Below are 15,236 nucleotides of genomic sequence, written 5' to 3'. Positions count from 1 at the left end.
TCACAATCCTTTGTTGGCGCGCACGGCCTTGCCGCGGCGCAAAAACCAAATTCCGCCACCGACCAGCAGCAGCCCGCCGCCGACCAGCGTCAGCGGCAGTGCCAGCTCTTGCAGCAAGGTGTGCTCGTGGCCGTGGCCACCTTGCAGCGGCGCGGCCACTTGCAGGCTGCCTTCGAGCAAGTCGGACTGCTGGCCCGCGATCACCGTCAGCACCAGCGCGTGCTGGCCCGGCTGACGCAGCGCCTGCAGCAGCGCCGCGTCGCTCAGCAGGTAGTCGCCCTGCTCGGGCCGGAAGGCCGCCGTGCCTTGCAGCGCCCCGGATTCGATTTGCAACTGCGCTTGCAGCACCGGCTCGTTGGTCTGGAACTGGTTCAGGTACAGGCTCAAGCCCTCGGCTTGCAGGCGGCCGACGACCTCAAACAATTCCGACTGGGCCTCGAAGCGCGGCACGGCGGCAGCACCCGCGGCAGCAGCGCCCGGAACCGCGTCCAGGTGTTCGCCGTCGGGGCCGTGGGCCCCGGGGGCGGCGTGGCTGCCCAGCGCCAGCGCGCACAGGGCCGCCGCAACCAGGCTGTGTTTCAAATGGGAACGAATGGGGGTTTTCATGGCAGGTTTCCAAGTGAGAGTTGCAGCCGCGCCTGCGCGATCTGCTGCTGCAGACGCAGCGCTTGCAGGGCGGATTCGGCTTCGGCAGCCGCAGCGCGGGTGCGCAGCCAGTCGGCCAGCGCGGTTTCACCGCTGCGGAAGGATTTTTCGATCAGGGCGGCGCGCTCGCGCAGTTGCCCGGCGCGCTCTGCGGCGTGCGCAATCTGCGGCTGCAAACCCGCCAGTGCCGCGTGCTGCTGCGCCCACTGGGCTTGCAGTTGCCGCTCCAGCTCCTGTTGGCGCGCTTGGGCCTGCGCGTAGGCGCCCTGGGCCGCGAACAACTGCGGCGTGTGCTGGGCCGGGCTGTGCAAGGGGATGCGCAGCGTCAGGCCCAGGCTCTGCGTGGCAGCCGCTCCGCGCGCCTCGACCTGCTGCACCCAGCGCGTCTGCAATTCGGGCGCGGCGCGGCGGCTGCGCTCGACCAGCGCCAGTTGGCGTTGCGCCCACTTGCTGCGCGCAAGCGCTTCGCGCAGCAGCGGGTGCTGCGCCAGGGTGGTGGTTGGATCGGCACCCGATGCCGCCTGCGCCTGCAGCGCTTCTAGGGGCGGGATGGCGCTCAAACCGGTCAGGCTGTGCCACTGCAGCTCGGCGCTTTGCAGTTCGCTGCGCTCCTGCTGCAGCAGCGCCTGCGCTTGCAAGAGCTCGGCCTGCGCCGCCAGGCTGTCGGTGCGGGCGCGTTCACCTGCGGCCAGCAACCGCTGCATATCGGCGGCCAACTGGCGCATCGCCTCCACTTCTGCGGTGCGCAGCGCCAGCGCCAGCTGCTGCTGCTGCACGGCGGCGGCTGCTTCGAGCAAGGCGTGCGCCAACTGCAGGCGCTGGGCGCTGGCACCAGCTTGCGCGACGGCGGCGGCAGCCTCGGCCTGTTGCGCACTGGCTAGGCGCTGGCCTGGCAACCACAACGGCAGCGCCACGCCAAGCTCGCTTTCGCGGGCACCGGCGTTGCGGTTGAACTGGTCGGTGCGCCAGCCCACTTCGAGCACCGGCGCACCCGGCAACCAGGCGCGCGCGGCGGCTTGCTCGGCACCGGCAGACTGTGCCGCCGCCACCGCGGCCGCGGACTCGGCGCTGCGCGCCCAAGCGGCGTCGAGCGCTTGGGCCCAGCTTGGCGGCTGCGCCGCACTGGGCGCAGCCGGGTTGGGCGCGGCAGCCGGTGCAACGACGGACGCAATTAAGGGATTTTGAGCAAGAACGGGAGCAGCCGCAGTCTGGGCCCAAAGCCCCGGCGCACCCACACACAGGGCGACGGCAGCACCGATCGCCCGCAAACGGGAAGGAAAAAACATGAAAACCCCTGCAAACAGCAGCCTGAGACGGACTGGGTTCGGCCACACCGCGCCCTAGGCCAGAGCCAAGAATCGGGTGCAGGCCAGCGCCAGAGCAAGCAATTTAGCCCGCGCAACAAAAAGCGCGGGCGTGGCTCAGCTCAGGGTGCGCGGAGGTCGGTGCAGGGGGTCGGGGAAGGGGCTGGGCAGTTGCTCGGCCCAGTAGCGCGGCAGCCCTGTGAGGGGCAAGGGGAAAGTGAGGTGGGAAGCGGCCAGATAGGTGGCCGCCAAGTGCGAACCGTCTAATGCCACATGCTCAAAGGAGGCTTGGCTGGTGTCGGCATGGATGCTGCCGTCGTGGTGATGGTGGTGGCCCACGTCTTTCCAGTGCAGCGCAGCGTGGGCCGCGTCTGCAGCCACCTTGGCCAGCGAAGGCAAGCCAGCGCCGGCCACGCCTTGCCAGAGCAAGGCCCACACAGCCACGATAAGCACCAGTTTGCGACGCATGGCCAGATTGTAGCAGCAGGCCGTGACCGGGCTTTAACGCCCGGCAGCCGGCACGTTGCCGCGCATGGCACGGAAGAACTCGGAGCTTGGGTCAACCACCATCAGGTCGGTTCGGCTTCTAAAGCTGGCCCGGTAGGCTTCTAGGCTGCGGTAGAAGTGGGCAAATGCCGGGTCACGGCCGAAGGCGTCGGCATAAAGGCGCGAGGCTTGCGCATCGCCTTGGCCTTTGAGCTTTTGTGCGTCGCGGAAGGCCTCGGCCAGCAGCTCCTCGCGCTGGCGGTCGGCGTCGGCGCGGATCTGCTCGCCTTCGGCAAAGCCGGTGGCGCGCAGCTCGCTGGCCACCCGGCGCCGCTCGGCAATCATGCGCTCAAACACCGAGCGCGTGATGGTCTCGGCGTAATCCACCCGCGTGATGCGCACATCGACCACATCCATGCCCCAAGGCTGCTCGGCCCCGCGCACGGCTGCCAACACGTCGCGCTTGACGTCAGCCATCACCTCTTCGCGCCGGGTCGAGAGCAGCTCGCGCACGGTGCGCCGGTTCACCTGCTCTTGAAAAGCGTTGCGCACCACCCGATTCAGCTGCATGGCCCCGGCGCGCTCATCGAGCCCAACGTTGCGGATGAAGGCCGCCGGGTCGGAAATGCGCCAGCGCACGAACCAGTCGATCACCACGCGCTGGCGCTCGGCCGTGAGCATGGGCTCCACGTCCGCGCTCTCGAGGGTGAGCAGGCGTCGGTCGATATAGACCACGTTTTGGAACGGCGGCGGCAGCTTGAAATTCAGCCCCGGCTCGACCACCACACGCTGAATCTGCCCGAGTTGATAGACCACGCCGAACTGGCGCTGATCGACCACGAACACCATTGAACTCCCCAGCCCAAGCAGGATGAGGAAGGAGACCACGACAATACCAATTTTGTTCATCATTGCATCAGCTCCGTTCAGCGGGCGCGCTGCGCTTCACGGGCGCGGGGGTCCAGGGCCGGTACCGGGGCGACGGGCGCAGCCGGCGCGGCAGCAGCTGGCGCAGTGGGCAGGGGGCTAGCCGCTGCGGCTTGCTGAATCAGGCGATCCAGCGGCAGGTGCAGCAGGTTGTTGTTGTTGCGCGAGTCGATCAGCACCTTGGTGACGTTGCTGAACACCTCCTGCATCGTCTCCAAGTAGAGCCGGTCGCGCGTGACCTGGGGCGCGCGGGCGTGCTCGGCTTGCACCAAACGGAAGCGCTCGGCGTCACCCTCGGCGCGTGCCACCACGCGCACCTTGTGGCCTTGGGCTTCTTCCATCAAGCGTGCAGCGGCGCCGCGGGCACGTGGTATCACGTCGTTGGCGTAGGCCTCGGCCTCGTTGCGGGCGCGTTCGCGCTCTTGGCCGGCCACCAGCACGTCATCGAATGCGGCCTGCACCTGCTCGGGCGGGCGCACCCCGCCTTGTTGCAGGTTGACCGCCACCACCTCGACCCCGACCTGGGCCCGGTCGAGCAAACTCTGCATCAGGGCGCGCACACGCGGTGCAATCTGGTCGCGTTCATCCACCAAAGCCTGGTCCATGGTCATGTTGCCCACCACCTCGCGCACCGAGGTCTCGGCAGCACGCAGCACAGCGTTGTCTGGGTCGCGGCTGTTGAACAGGAAGGCGCGTGCGTCATTGAGTCGGTACTGCACCGCAAAGCGGATTTCGACGATGTTTTCGTCCAGCGTGAGCATGCCTGCATCGCGCAGCCCGGTGGCCGCCACAATGTCCTCGCGTCCCACGTCGACCGAGCGGATGGTGGTCACGAACACGGTTTCGTGGCGTTGGATGGGTGCCGGCAGGCGCCAGTTGAAACCGGCTCCAACGGTGCTGTGGTAGCGCCCGAACTGGGTCACCACCGCCTGCTGGCCCTCTTGGACGATGAAAAATCCGGAACCCAGCCAAAGCACCAGCAGGACACCGCCCACCATGCCCGCCACCACGCCTGCACCTTTGGGGGTGGGCGCCTTGAAACCTGGCATGCCGCCGCCCGAGCCACCGGAGCCACCCGAGCCCATGCCGCCGCCTCCACGAGCGCCGCCAAAGAGACCGTTGAGCTTGCGGTTGAAGTCGCGCCAGATTTCGTCCAGATCGGGCGGACCTTGCTTGGGGCCACGTCCGGAACCTTGGGGGCGGCCCTGCCACGGGCGCGGATCGGGCTGCTGCTCGTCGCCGCGGCGGTCGTCGTGGCTGGGGTCGGGCCGATGGCCGGACTCGCGCGAGCCGTCGGACGAGCCAGGCTTGGCGTCGTCGTCGCGTCCCCAACGCGGGTCGTTGAGGTTGAACATGCCCCTGACGCGGCTCCACCATGGAAAACGCAAAGGTGATGAAGTCATGTGCATGGGTGGTGACATTCAAAAATCGAACAAAACACTATTGTGCCCAATCAAGGCGCGGCGCCGAAGTGCGCGCACCGAATTAAACCATTTCTTGTGTGGCTGCCTGCAGACGTTGTGCCAACAAGCCGCGCAAGGCATCCAGTCCCTGACCGGTCTGCGCACTCAAAAAGATTCGAGCCACGGACTGGCCGTCGAGTTCCATGGAATCGACGCTTTGCAAAGGCCAACGCTCGGGCGCCAAGGCATCGATCTTGTTGAAGACCAGCACCTGTTCGATGCCCTCGGCACCAATCTCGCGCAACACCAGCTGCACATTGGCGATCTGCTCGAGGTGGGCCGGGTTGGCGCAATCCACCACATGCAGCAGCAAATCGGCCTCGCAGGCTTCCTGCAAGGTGGCGGCAAAGGCGCTCACCAGCGCGTGCGGCAGGTCGCGGATAAAGCCCACGGTGTCGGACAGCGACAGGCTGCGCCCGGCCTCGCTCAGGTAGAGCTGGCGCGTGGTGGTGTCGAGCGTGGCAAAAAGCTGGTCGGCGGCGTAGGCGCGCGCCTTCACCAAGGCGTTGAACAATGAGGATTTGCCGGCGTTGGTGTAGCCCACCAGCGAGACCTTGAAGGTGCCGCTGCGTTCGCGCCGGCGCCGCTGGGTGTTGCGCTGGCGCTGGACGCGTTCCAAGCGCTCGCGGGTGCGCTTGATGGAGTCGCCGATCATGCGCCGATCCAGCTCGATTTGGGTCTCGCCCGGGCCGCCGCGCAGGCCGATGCCGCCGCTCTGGCGCTCCAAGTGCGACCAGCGCCGCACCAGCCGGGTGCTGAGGTATTGCAGCCGCGCCAGTTCGACCTGCAACTTGCCTTCGTGGCTGCGCGCGCGCTGGGAAAAAATCTCGAGGATCAGCAGCACGCGGTCGTTGACCGGCCGCTCCATGTGGCGCTCGAGGTTGCGCTGCTGCGCCGGGCTCAGGGCTTGATCGAACAAGATTTCCTGCGCCCCGTGCGCCAGTGCCAGCGCCTTGATCTCGTCGGCCTTGCCAGAGCCGAGGTAGAGCGCCGGATCGGGGGCGCGGCGTTTGCACACCACCCGATCGAGCACCTCGTAGCCGGCCGTGCGAGCGAGCTCGGCAAGCTCGCTCAGTTCGGCGTCGAAATGCGGCAAGCCCATGTCCACACCCACCAGAATCACCCCGGGCAGGGCGCTGGCAGGGCGGATTTTGGCGGGTGGGTACCCAAGGCTGTCTCCCATTTGGGAGACGCCCGGGCCGGGCAACATCGGATCGGGATTCAGGGGCTCAGGCCTCGGCGGTCGGCGCAGTGGCCGAAAACTGCACCGGCCGCCCAGGCACGATGGTGGAAATGGCGTGCTTGTAGACCATCTGGGTGACGGTGTTGCGCAGCAGCACCACGTACTGGTCGAACGATTCGATCTGCCCCTGCAGCTTGATCCCGTTGACGAGGTAGATGGACACCGGCACGTGCTCGCGGCGGAGCTGGTTCAAGAATGGGTCCTGCAAGAGTTGGCCTTTGTTGTTGCTCACGATATGTTCCGTGTTCGAAGAAGTTTCGAGAAAATGAAGATACCACAGCGCGGCCGCTTTTGTGCGCGCACTTGGGTTTTATTGCTTGGCGTAGGGATTGTCGGCGATTTTGAACTCGATGCGCAGCGGCGTGCCCACCAGATCGAAGGCCTTGCGAAAGCGCCCCTCCAGAAAGCGCCGGTAGCTGTCGGGCACGCCTTCGAGCGAGTTGCCGTGGATCACCACCACCGGCGGGTTCATGCCGCCTTGGTGGGCGTAGCGCATTTTGGGGCGGTACATGCCGCTGCGCTTGGGCGCTTGCAGGGCCACCGATTCCTGCAGGATGCGGGTCAGCAGCGGCGTCGGCATTTTTTTGAAGGCCGAGGCGTGGGCCTGGGCGATCGCCGGCCACAGCGGCGCCAGTCCCTGGCGCTTGAGCGCCGAAATGGTGTGCATGGAGGCAAACTTGAGAAACGCCAAGCGGCTCTCGATCGAGCGCTGCAGTTGCTCGCGCTGGTAGCTGTCGATGGCGTCCCATTTGTTGAGGGCCACCACCACCGCGCGCCCGTGCTCGAGCGCGAAACCGGCGATGTGCGCGTCTTGATCGGTCACGCCTTGGCTGGCGTCGAGCAGCAGCAGCACCACGTGCGCGCTCTCGATGGCCTGCAGCGTCTTGACCACCGAAAACTTCTCCACCGCCTCGAACACCCGGCCCTTGCGGCGCAGCCCGGCGGTGTCGATGAGCTCGAACTTCTGCCCATTGCGCTCGAAGGGCACGGAAATCGCATCGCGTGTGGTGCCGGGCTGGTCAAAGGCCACCAGCCGCTCCTCGCCCAGCCAGGTGTTGATGAGGGTCGATTTGCCCACATTGGGGCGCCCGGCCACGGCCAGCCGAATTACCCCTTCATCGGCCTCAGCGGGCACCGCAACGGCGGCCTCGGTCAGCGGCAAGCGGTCCAGCGCCGCTTCCAGCATTTCGCGCACGCCCTGCCCGTGCGCCGCCGAAACCGGCAGCACCTCGCCCAGCCCGAGCTCATAGAACTCGCTCCACTGCGCTGTTCCCAGCATCCCTTCGGCCTTGTTGGCCACCAACAAACAGGGTTTGCCGAGCTTGCGCAGATAGTTGGCGATGTCGTGGTCTTGCGCGCTCAAGCCCGAGCGGGCGTCGAGCACGAACAGCACCACATCGGCCTCGGCCACGGCCTGGCGGGTTTGCTTGGCCATTTCGCGGTAGATGCCGGCCTCGGCCCGGGGCTCGAAGCCACCGGTGTCGATGACGATGAACTCGCGCTTGCCCAGCCGCGCGCTGCCGTAGTGGCGGTCGCGTGTCAGGCCGGGCAGGTCGGCAACGATGGCGTCGCGCGTTTTGGTCAGGCGGTTGTAGAGCGTCGACTTGCCTACGTTGGGTCGCCCGACCAGCGCCAGCACCGGCTTCATTGGGGCCGCCAAGCGTAGACGCCGCCGTTGCGCGTCACCGCCACCAAGGTGTTGCCCAGCAGCAGCGGGCCAGCGACGATGGCCGAACCGTCGGTGCTGAGGCGGTTGACGGCGCTGCCGTCGTCGCGCGACAGCAGGTGCACGAAGCCCTGCGCGTCGCCAATGGCGATCGAGCGGCCAGCCGCCAGCGGCGCGGTCAGGCCGCGGTGCAAAAAGGCGTCGCTGCTCCAGGCGCGGGCGCCCGTATCTTGCCGCCAAGCCAGCACGCGGCCGTTGCGCTCCACCCCATAGACGCGCTCGGCGTCGGCGCTCAGGCCCACGGCGCCGTCGGCGGGCTGGGTCCAGAGCAGGCGGCCGGTGGCGGCATCGACGCAACCCACGGCCGCTTGGAAGGCGCGCACGCAGAGCCGATCGCCCACCCGACCCGTGCGCCCGACCAGATCGACCAGGCGCTCGATTTCATTCACGCCGCGCGGGGTGGCGATGGCCGCGTCCCAGCGGATGCGGCCGTTGAGCGGATCAAAGCCCAGCATGCGCCCGCCCAAACCCGCCACCAAGGTGTCGCCCACCGCCAGCAGGACACCGCTTTGTTGCAGCACCAGCGCCTCGGCGGCGCGGCCGCGCTGCTGCCACAGCGGGGCGCCGTTGCGGGCGTCGAAGGCGTGTACGCTGCGGTCGTTGGCGAGCACGAACACGCGCTGCCCGGCCACCAGCGGCGCCGTGAGGACACGGGCCGGCAGGCGTGCGCGCCACTGCACCCCGGTGCTGTTGAGCACCAACAACTCGTTTTCTTGCGTCACCACCGCCGCCGTCTGGCCATCGAAGCCCACGGCGGCCGAGAGTGGCTGCGCCAGCTCGACGCGCCAGCGCACCTGGCCGTTGCCACCATCGAGCGCCAGCACGGCGCCGGCGGCGTTGGCCAGCAACAGCGTCTGACCATGGATGGCCGGGGTGAGCAGCGGATCGACGGCGCCGATGGCGGTGCTCCAAACCTGGGTGGCCGGTTGCAGCGCCACCAGCGGGGCCAGCGGCGTCGGCTGCGGGCGCTCTGGCGCCGAGGAGCAGGCCGCCAGCGTGAGCGCCAAGGCGGCGGCAAGGGAGACTGCTGCCACGGAGCGGCCGATGGCGTTGCGCACCAAGCGCGGCGAGAGGTGGGGGGCTGGGTTCACTGCAAAGTCTCCGTCACTGGGGAGCAGCCGGGGTGGCTGGGGCTGCCTCGTTGGCCGGGGTGGCTGGGGCATTGGGGTCGACCCCCAAGGCATTGAGCTTGGCTTCGATCACGCGCCGGTAGTCGAGCGCATCGTCCATGGCCGTCCAAGCCTGCAAATAGGCTAGGCGAGCGGCGTCGGTCTGGCCTTGGGCCAGCAGCACGTCGCCACGCCGGTCGGCCACCAGGGCGGCAAACTCGGGCGGCATGTCGGCGCCCAAAGCCTGCAGCGCGGCCTCGTGTTGGCCCGCTTGAAGCTCGAGGGCCGCCAGACGCAGCCGCGCGGCCGCCACCACCCCGGGGTCGGCGGCGTTGTCGCGCACGAAATGCAGCGCCTGGCGCGCGTCGTCGGGCGCCTCGAGCTGTAGCAGCGCACGCGCCGCCAGCAGACCGGCCTGCTGCGCCTGCGCGGTGCGCGGCACCTGTTGCTGGATGTCGGCCCAGACCTGGCGCACGCGTTCGGCGTCGTTGGCGGCGGCGGCTTCGTCCAAGGCCTGATAGAGCACGGCGGCTTCGACAGCCTGCTGGCGCTGCCAGTAGTTCCAGCCGTTCCAAGCCGCGAAAGCGGCCAGCACGGCCACCAGCACCCAAGTGATGAGGCTGCCAAAGCGGCCCCAGAAACGCTTGAGCTGGTCGAGTTGTTCTTCTTCGTGCGGATCGAAAGTTTTGGCCATGGGGATGAGCTTGCAAAAATTGCGCGAGCAAAAATGTCGGGGCCACAGGTGGGTGTGGCGGGTCTGGGCCGGTTCGGGCCCTGTCGTGCGCCGATTGTAGGCGCTGGCCCGCCGGGCTGGCCGAACAGCGCGCCAAGCAGACCCCGTTGGGCTGCCCGCCGCGGCGGCGCTAAGCGCGCAAGCGCGCCGCCCACTGCCCCACTTCGGCCAGCGGCAGCAGGGTCTGCTCTTGTATCGAGCCCGTGGCGTCGGCGCGCAGCGGCTTGACCGCCACCTGCCCGGCAGCGAGTTCGGCGGCGCCAAACACCAGCGCGTAGCGCGCGCCGCTGGCGTCGGCCTTTTTGAACTGCGCCTTCATGCTGCTCAAGCCCTCTGGGCCAGCGCCGTGCATCTGCACCGCCAGCCCGGCGGCGCGCAAGGGGCGCAGCAGCGCCAGCACCTGCGCCATGGCCTCGGGCTGCGGCACCACGGCGTAGCAGTCGGGCACCGGCAGCGGCGGCAGCTTGCCTTGCACTTTAAGCAGCTCCAGGATGCGCTCCATGCCCAGCGCCCAACCCACCGCCGGGGCCGCCTTGCCGCCGATCTGCTCCAGCAGGCCGTCGTAGCGCCCGCCGGCGCAGACCGTGCCCTGCGCCCCGAGGGTGTCGGTGACGAACTCGAACACGCTCAGGTTGTAGTAGTCCAGCCCGCGCACCAGGCGCGGATTGAGGCGGTAGGTGATGCCTTGCGCATCGAGCAAGGCGCGCAAGGCCTCGAAATGCGCCAGCGAAGCCGCCCCGAGGTAGTCGATCAGCTTCGGCGCCGCTTCCACCAGCGCCTGCAGGTCGGGGTTTTTGGTGTCGAGCACGCGCAGCGGGTTGCTGTAGAGGCGCCGGCGCGCGTCCTCGTCGAGCCGATCGAGGTGCTGCTCCAGGTAGGCGATCAGCGCCTGGCGGTGCGCCAGCCGCTCATTGGGCTGGCCCAGGCTGTTGAGTTCGAGCGTGATGCCGCTCAGGCCCAGCTCGGCCCACAAATCGGCGGCCAAGGCGATGAGTTCGGCATCCACATCGGGGCCGGCAAAACCCAGCGCCTCCGCCCCCACCTGGTGAAACTGGCGGTAGCGGCCGCGCTGCGGGCGCTCGTGTCTAAACATCGGCCCGAGGTAGTACAGGCGCTTGGGGCCGTCGTAGAGCTGGTTGTGCTCTTGCACCGCGCGCACCACGCCAGCCGTGGCCTCGGGGCGCAGCGTGAGCTGCTCGCCGTTGAGCCGGTCCTCGAAGGAGTACATCTCTTTTTCGACGATGTCGGTCACTTCGCCCAAGCCGCGCACGAACAGCGCCGTCGGCTCGACGATCGGGGTGCGCACGTTGCGGTAGGCGTAGCGCGCCATCAGCTCGCGCACCTTGGCCTCCAGCCACTCCCAGTGGCCGGAAGCGGGCGCAAAAATATCGTTCATGCCTTTGACGGCACGCAAGGGTTCAGCCATGATTTGGAAATGAGGAATAAAACCGCTGCCGCACGCGCCGCTCAGGGCCGCGCGCCAAAGCGCTGTTCGATGTAGTTTTGCACGATCTGCTGAAACTCGGCCGCAATCTGCTCGCCGCGCAGGGTCAGGCGCTTTTCGCCGTCGATGAACACCGGCGCCGCCGGGGCCTCGCCGGTGCCCGGCAGGCTGATGCCGATGTCGGCGTGTTTGCTCTCGCCCGGGCCGTTGACGATGCAACCCATCACCGCCACCTTGAGGTTTTCCACCCCGGGGTAGCGCTCGCGCCAGCCCGGCATGGAGGAGCGCAGGTAGTCGTCGATCTGTTTCGCCAGATCGAGGAACACGGTGCTGGTGGTGCGCCCGCAACCCGGGCAGGCGGTGACGCTGGGCACGAAGCTGCGCAGCCCCAGCGCCTGCACGATTTCGAGTGCCACCACCACCTCTTGGGTGCGCGACTCGCCCGGCTGCGGCGTGAGCGAGACGCGGATGGTGTCGCCTATGCCCTGCTGCAGCAGCACCGACAGGGCCGCCGCCGAGGCCACGGTGCCGCGCACGCCCATGCCGGCTTCGGTCAGGCCCAGGTGCAGCGGGTAGTCGCAGCGCCGGTGCAGCTCTTGATAGACCGCGATCAGGTCTTGCACCCCACTCACCTTGCACGAGAGCACGATGTCGCCCGGCTGCATGCCCATGGCCTGGGCCTGCTGCGCCGATTGCAGCGCCGAGCTGATGAGCGCCTCGATCATCACCTGGCGCGGCTGCCACGGCTGGGTGCGGCGGGCGTTTTCGTCCATCAGGCTGGCCAGCAGTTCTTGGTCTAGGCTGCCCCAGTTGACGCCGATGCGGATGTGCTTGTCCCAGCGCAGCGCGGCCTCGACCATCTGGGCGAATTGCTTGTCTTTTTTGTCGCCCTTGCCGACGTTGCCGGGGTTGATGCGGTACTTGGAGAGCGCCTGTGCCATCGCCGGATGGTCTTGCAGCAGGCGGTGTCCGTTGTAGTGGAAGTCGCCGATCAGCGGCACCACGACGCCCATGCGGTCGAGCTGCTCGCGGATGTGCGGCACGGCGCGCGCGGCCTCGTCGTTGTTGACGGTGATGCGCACCAGCTCGGAGCCGGCCTCGGCCAGCTCCTTGACCTGAATCGCGGTGCCGATGGCGTCGGCGGTGTCGGTGTTGGTCATCGACTGCACCCGCACCGGCGCGTCGCCACCGAGCGGCACCTGGTGCGCGCCCCAGCGCACGATGCCTTGGTGCGTCTTGCGGCGCGGGATCTCGGTCAGGGGCGGCGGATGGTCGTGCAAATTCATTTCAGTTCACCTCACTTGCAGGCGGGCCACGTTGTTGCGGCTGTGTGCAGCCAAATCGAGCGCCTGGCCGCGCACGGCCACTTGGACCGCGTCGGCGCGGCCGACCACCACTTGCAGCGGCAGGTCGTCGGCAAAGTCCAGCGCTTCGCCCGCTTGCAGATGCCGCTGCAGCAGCACCCGTCCCGAGGCCCCGGTGACTTGCACCCAGGCGCTTTGGCTCGCGCTGAGGCGCAGCGGGGCGACGGTGGCGGTGGCGGGAGTGGCGGAGACGGGGGCAGCAGGGACGGGGACGGGGACGGGGACGGGGGGCGGTGCGGGCGGTGCGGGCGGGATTGCAACGGGAGCAGGCGCTTCAGCGGGCGCAGCCGCATCGGGGCCGCTCGTCAGCGGCGGCGCTGCGGGTTCTGCCAGCGGTGCGGGCTCTGGGACTGGCGCGGGCGCTGGTTGCTGCGGCAGCAAAAACCAGAGCGCCAAGGCCACCACCAGCAGCAGCACGGCGACCGCCAAGGGCTTGGATAGCGATTGCAAGGGCACCGCCACGGCGCGCGCCAGCACTGAAACCCCCTCCTGCGGCATGGGCGTGTGCAAGGCGGTGTCGGATGCACCCAGCCGCACTTGGCCGGCCGTGGGCATTTGGGCCAGCACCGGACCCGGATCGAGCTTGAGCTGGCGGCACACGCTCAAGGCCAGGGTCCGGGCAAAGGTCAGGTCGGGCAACTCGTCGTAGCGCCCAGACTCCAGCGCTTCGAGCTGACGCAGCGGCACTTTGAGCGTAGCCGCCAAGGCCGCCGCGTGCACTCCAGCACGCTCGCGCGCTTGGCGCAAGGTCAAAACCCCCGCAGCAGCGGCACCGGTGGCGCCGCCCGCAGCGTCAGCGGGCGGCTCGGGGCGCAGCTCATTCATCGAAAGCCCCTCGTTCGTAGGCATTGGCTTGGCGCGAGTCGGGGAAGCGGCGTTGCAGCTGGCGCCCCAGTTGCTGCGCTGCCTCGCGGTTTTGCAGCCGGTTTTCAATTTTCACGCCCAACCAGAGCGACTCGGCGTTGGCAAATTCGGAATTGTTGAGCCGGCGCAGGTAAAAGCGGGCGCGCTCGCTATCCTGGCGCTGGTGCAGCAGCAGGGCCAGGTTGTAGAGCGTGATGGGATTGCCAGGATCGAGCTCGAAAGAGCGGGCCAGGCTTTGCACCGCTTCGGCGCTTTGGCCAGCGCGCGCCTGGCAGATGCCTTGGGCCATCCAAGAGCGCGGCAGCGCCGGGTAGTTCGGGGCTTGCAAGGCGCGTGCGAAAGACTGCATCGCCTCCCCAAAGCGCCCCTGCTGGCATTGCAGCCAACCGAGGTTGTGCCAACTGTCGCCGTCGCGCGGCGCCAGCCGCAAGGCCTGCTGCAAACTCTGCTCGGCCAGCGCAAACTCGTTGAGCTGCATCAGCACCAGCCCGCGCAGGTTGTGCGCCGCCGCCAGGTTCGGGTCGGCCTGCACGGCGCGGTTGATCTCCTCCAGCGCCACGGCAGGTTGGTTGTTTTCCAGAAAAGCCGCCGCCAGTTCGAGCCGGATCTGGGCCCGGCGCTGCGCATCCGTGGGTTCGGTGATGCCCGCCATCAGCGGTTGTTCGCTGGCCGCGCCACCCGGTGCGGCGGCACAGGCCCACAACCCCAGGCACAAACCCAGCACCAGACTGGTGCGCCACAGCGCAATGATTCGACTATTCATGACACCTTCTCGGGTGGCTTGCGCCAAATCACGGGCTGTGGGTTGGCCAGCGCCGCTTGCTGCTCGCGGCGCTCAGACACCCCGGTGCGGTCCAGCACCTCGCCGGCCAGTTGGCCGCAGGCGGCGTCGATGTCGTCGCCGCGCGTCTTGCGCACCGTGGTGACGAGGCCGGCGGCATTGAGCCGCTGCGCAAAGGATAGCACCCGGGCCCGGCTGGAGCAGCGCAGGCCGGAGGCGGGAAAGGGGTTGAAGGGTATCAGGTTCACCTTGCACGGAACACCTTGGCCACGGTGCCCTTGCAGCAGCGCGATCAGTTGCTCGGCGTGCAGGTCTTGGTCGTTGACGCCGTCGAGCATGCAGTATTCGAAGGTGATGAAGTCGCGCGGGGCCCGGGGCAGGTAGGCCAGGCAGGCGTCGAGCAGCTCGGCGATCGGGTATTTGCGGTTCAGCGGCACCAGCTCGTCGCGCAGCGCGTCGGTGGGCGCGTGCAGCGACACCGCCAGCGCCACCGGGCAGTCGGCGGCTAGGCGCTCGATCATCGGCACCACGCCCGAGGTCGAGACCGTGACGCGCCGGCGCGACAGGCCGTAGCCGTGGTCGTCGAGCATCAGGCGCAGCGCCGGCAGCAGCGCGGCGTAGTTTTGCAGCGGTTCGCCCATGCCCATGAGCACCACGTTGCTGATCACGCGCTCGCTCAAGCCCCGCTCTTGGTGGCCTAGGTGGCGGCGCAGAAAATGTTCGGCAAACCAGAGCTGGGCCACGATTTCGGCCGTGCTCAGGTTGCGGCTAAAACCTTGAGCGCCGGTGCTGCAAAAGCGGCAGCCCACGGCACAACCGGCTTGCGAGGAGATGCACAGCGTGCCACGCCCTTCTTCGGGGATGAAAACGGTCTCGACCGCGTTGCCGTCGCCGACATCGAACAGCCACTTGATGGTGCCGTCGGCCGACTCCTGCTGCGCCAGCACCGGCAGCGCGCGCACTTCGCACAGGCCGGGCAGCTTCTCGCGCAGGCTGCGCGCCAAGTCGCTCATCTGGTCAAAGCGGGATTCGCCGTGCTGGTGCATCCAGCGCAGCAGCTGCACTGCGCGAAAGCGCTTTTCCCCCAGCCGCTCGCAAAAGGCGGCCAACCCGTCGAGGTCGAAACCGAGCAAATTGGCCGTCATTG

15 protein-coding genes are annotated in these 15,236 nt (G+C 68.1%); all 15 read right to left on the bottom strand.

The window, feature by feature from the left end; translation table 11 throughout:
- A complete protein-coding gene (locus tag SRAA_RS03240; protein ID WP_045530941.1) occupies positions 1-606 on the bottom strand; it encodes a hypothetical protein in 606 nt (201 codons plus the stop codon).
- On the bottom strand, positions 603-1,931 hold the full coding sequence (locus SRAA_RS03235) for a TolC family protein (protein WP_082039876.1): 1,329 nt from the start codon (positions 1,929-1,931) through the stop codon (positions 603-605). The genes SRAA_RS03240 and SRAA_RS03235 overlap by 4 nt, the downstream gene beginning before the upstream one ends.
- Positions 1,932-2,066: 135 nt before the next feature.
- A complete protein-coding gene (locus SRAA_RS03230) occupies positions 2,067-2,417 on the bottom strand; it encodes a hypothetical protein (RefSeq protein WP_045530939.1) in 351 nt (116 codons plus the stop codon).
- 33 nt (positions 2,418-2,450) lie between these two features.
- Positions 2,451-3,344 carry a protease modulator HflC gene (hflC, locus tag SRAA_RS03225; RefSeq protein ID WP_045533195.1) on the bottom strand — a complete coding sequence of 298 codons (894 nt, stop codon included), beginning with the start codon at positions 3,342-3,344 and terminating at the stop codon, positions 2,451-2,453.
- Positions 3,345-3,361: 17 nt separating this feature from the next.
- Positions 3,362-4,771 carry an FtsH protease activity modulator HflK gene (gene hflK / locus SRAA_RS03220; protein ID WP_045530937.1) on the bottom strand — a complete coding sequence of 470 codons (1,410 nt, stop codon included), beginning with the start codon at positions 4,769-4,771 and terminating at the stop codon, positions 3,362-3,364.
- Between the two features lie 76 nt (positions 4,772-4,847).
- The gene (gene hflX / locus SRAA_RS03215; protein WP_045530935.1) at positions 4,848-6,008 is read right to left on the bottom strand and encodes a GTPase HflX; all 1,161 of its coding nucleotides are present in this window, start codon (positions 6,006-6,008) and stop codon (positions 4,848-4,850) included.
- Positions 6,009-6,054: 46 nt separating this feature from the next.
- The gene (gene hfq / locus SRAA_RS03210; RefSeq protein ID WP_045530933.1) at positions 6,055-6,300 is read right to left on the bottom strand and encodes an RNA chaperone Hfq; all 246 of its coding nucleotides are present in this window, start codon (positions 6,298-6,300) and stop codon (positions 6,055-6,057) included.
- Positions 6,301-6,378: 78 nt separating this feature from the next.
- Positions 6,379-7,716, bottom strand: a complete 1,338-nt coding sequence (der, locus tag SRAA_RS03205) for a ribosome biogenesis GTPase Der (RefSeq protein WP_045530931.1) — start codon at positions 7,714-7,716, stop codon at positions 6,379-6,381.
- A complete protein-coding gene (bamB, locus tag SRAA_RS03200; protein ID WP_231849321.1) occupies positions 7,713-8,885 on the bottom strand; it encodes an outer membrane protein assembly factor BamB in 1,173 nt (390 codons plus the stop codon). Before bamB ends, der begins: the two co-directional genes overlap by 4 nt.
- 13 nt (positions 8,886-8,898) lie before the next feature.
- Positions 8,899-9,597 carry a YfgM family protein gene (locus SRAA_RS03195; protein ID WP_045530929.1) on the bottom strand — a complete coding sequence of 233 codons (699 nt, stop codon included), beginning with the start codon at positions 9,595-9,597 and terminating at the stop codon, positions 8,899-8,901.
- A gap of 169 nt (positions 9,598-9,766) precedes the next feature.
- Positions 9,767-11,062, bottom strand: a complete 1,296-nt coding sequence (hisS, locus tag SRAA_RS03190) for a histidine--tRNA ligase (protein ID WP_045530927.1) — start codon at positions 11,060-11,062, stop codon at positions 9,767-9,769.
- A 41-nt stretch (positions 11,063-11,103) separates the two neighbouring features.
- Positions 11,104-12,366, bottom strand: coding sequence for a flavodoxin-dependent (E)-4-hydroxy-3-methylbut-2-enyl-diphosphate synthase (ispG, locus tag SRAA_RS03185; protein ID WP_045530925.1), 1,263 nt, complete (start codon positions 12,364-12,366; stop codon positions 11,104-11,106).
- Between the two features lie 6 nt (positions 12,367-12,372).
- Positions 12,373-13,269 carry a helix-turn-helix domain-containing protein gene (locus SRAA_RS03180; protein ID WP_045530923.1) on the bottom strand — a complete coding sequence of 299 codons (897 nt, stop codon included), beginning with the start codon at positions 13,267-13,269 and terminating at the stop codon, positions 12,373-12,375.
- Positions 13,262-14,071: a type IV pilus biogenesis/stability protein PilW gene (gene pilW, locus SRAA_RS03175; RefSeq protein WP_052467467.1), complete on the bottom strand. Its 810-nt coding sequence runs from the start codon at positions 14,069-14,071 to the stop codon at positions 13,262-13,264. Before pilW ends, SRAA_RS03180 begins: the two co-directional genes overlap by 8 nt.
- Positions 14,068-15,234 carry a dual-specificity RNA methyltransferase RlmN gene (gene rlmN / locus SRAA_RS03170; protein WP_045530921.1) on the bottom strand — a complete coding sequence of 389 codons (1,167 nt, stop codon included), beginning with the start codon at positions 15,232-15,234 and terminating at the stop codon, positions 14,068-14,070. The genes pilW and rlmN overlap by 4 nt, the downstream gene beginning before the upstream one ends.
- Positions 15,235-15,236 lie beyond the last annotated feature (2 nt).

The organism is Serpentinimonas raichei, from assembly GCF_000828895.1.
Taxonomy (GTDB): Bacteria; Pseudomonadota; Gammaproteobacteria; order Burkholderiales; family Burkholderiaceae_C; genus Serpentinimonas; species Serpentinimonas raichei.
This window is presented reverse-complemented; position numbering and strand designations above follow the sequence as displayed.

Excerpts from the sequence above, each read along its gene's own strand:
- SRAA_RS03240 (WP_045530941.1), bottom strand. The coding sequence starts at position 606 with ATGAAAACCCCCATTCGTTCCCATTTGAAACACAGCCTGGTTGCGGCG.
- SRAA_RS03235 (WP_082039876.1), bottom strand. The coding sequence starts at position 1,931 with ATGTTTTTTCCTTCCCGTTTGCGGGCGATCGGTGCTGCCGTCGCCCTG.
- SRAA_RS03230 (WP_045530939.1), bottom strand. The coding sequence starts at position 2,417 with ATGCGTCGCAAACTGGTGCTTATCGTGGCTGTGTGGGCCTTGCTCTGG.
- hflC (WP_045533195.1), bottom strand. The coding sequence starts at position 3,344 with ATGAACAAAATTGGTATTGTCGTGGTCTCCTTCCTCATCCTGCTTGGG.
- hflK (WP_045530937.1), bottom strand. The coding sequence starts at position 4,771 with ATGCACATGACTTCATCACCTTTGCGTTTTCCATGGTGGAGCCGCGTC.
- hflX (WP_045530935.1), bottom strand. The coding sequence starts at position 6,008 with ATGGGAGACAGCCTTGGGTACCCACCCGCCAAAATCCGCCCTGCCAGC.
- der (WP_045530931.1), bottom strand. The coding sequence starts at position 7,716 with ATGAAGCCGGTGCTGGCGCTGGTCGGGCGACCCAACGTAGGCAAGTCG.
- SRAA_RS03195 (WP_045530929.1), bottom strand. The coding sequence starts at position 9,597 with ATGGCCAAAACTTTCGATCCGCACGAAGAAGAACAACTCGACCAGCTC.
- hisS (WP_045530927.1), bottom strand. The coding sequence starts at position 11,062 with ATGGCTGAACCCTTGCGTGCCGTCAAAGGCATGAACGATATTTTTGCG.
- ispG (WP_045530925.1), bottom strand. The coding sequence starts at position 12,366 with ATGAATTTGCACGACCATCCGCCGCCCCTGACCGAGATCCCGCGCCGC.
- SRAA_RS03180 (WP_045530923.1), bottom strand. The coding sequence starts at position 13,269 with ATGAATGAGCTGCGCCCCGAGCCGCCCGCTGACGCTGCGGGCGGCGCC.
- pilW (WP_052467467.1), bottom strand. The coding sequence starts at position 14,071 with ATGAATAGTCGAATCATTGCGCTGTGGCGCACCAGTCTGGTGCTGGGT.
- rlmN (WP_045530921.1), bottom strand. The coding sequence starts at position 15,234 with ATGACGGCCAATTTGCTCGGTTTCGACCTCGACGGGTTGGCCGCCTTT.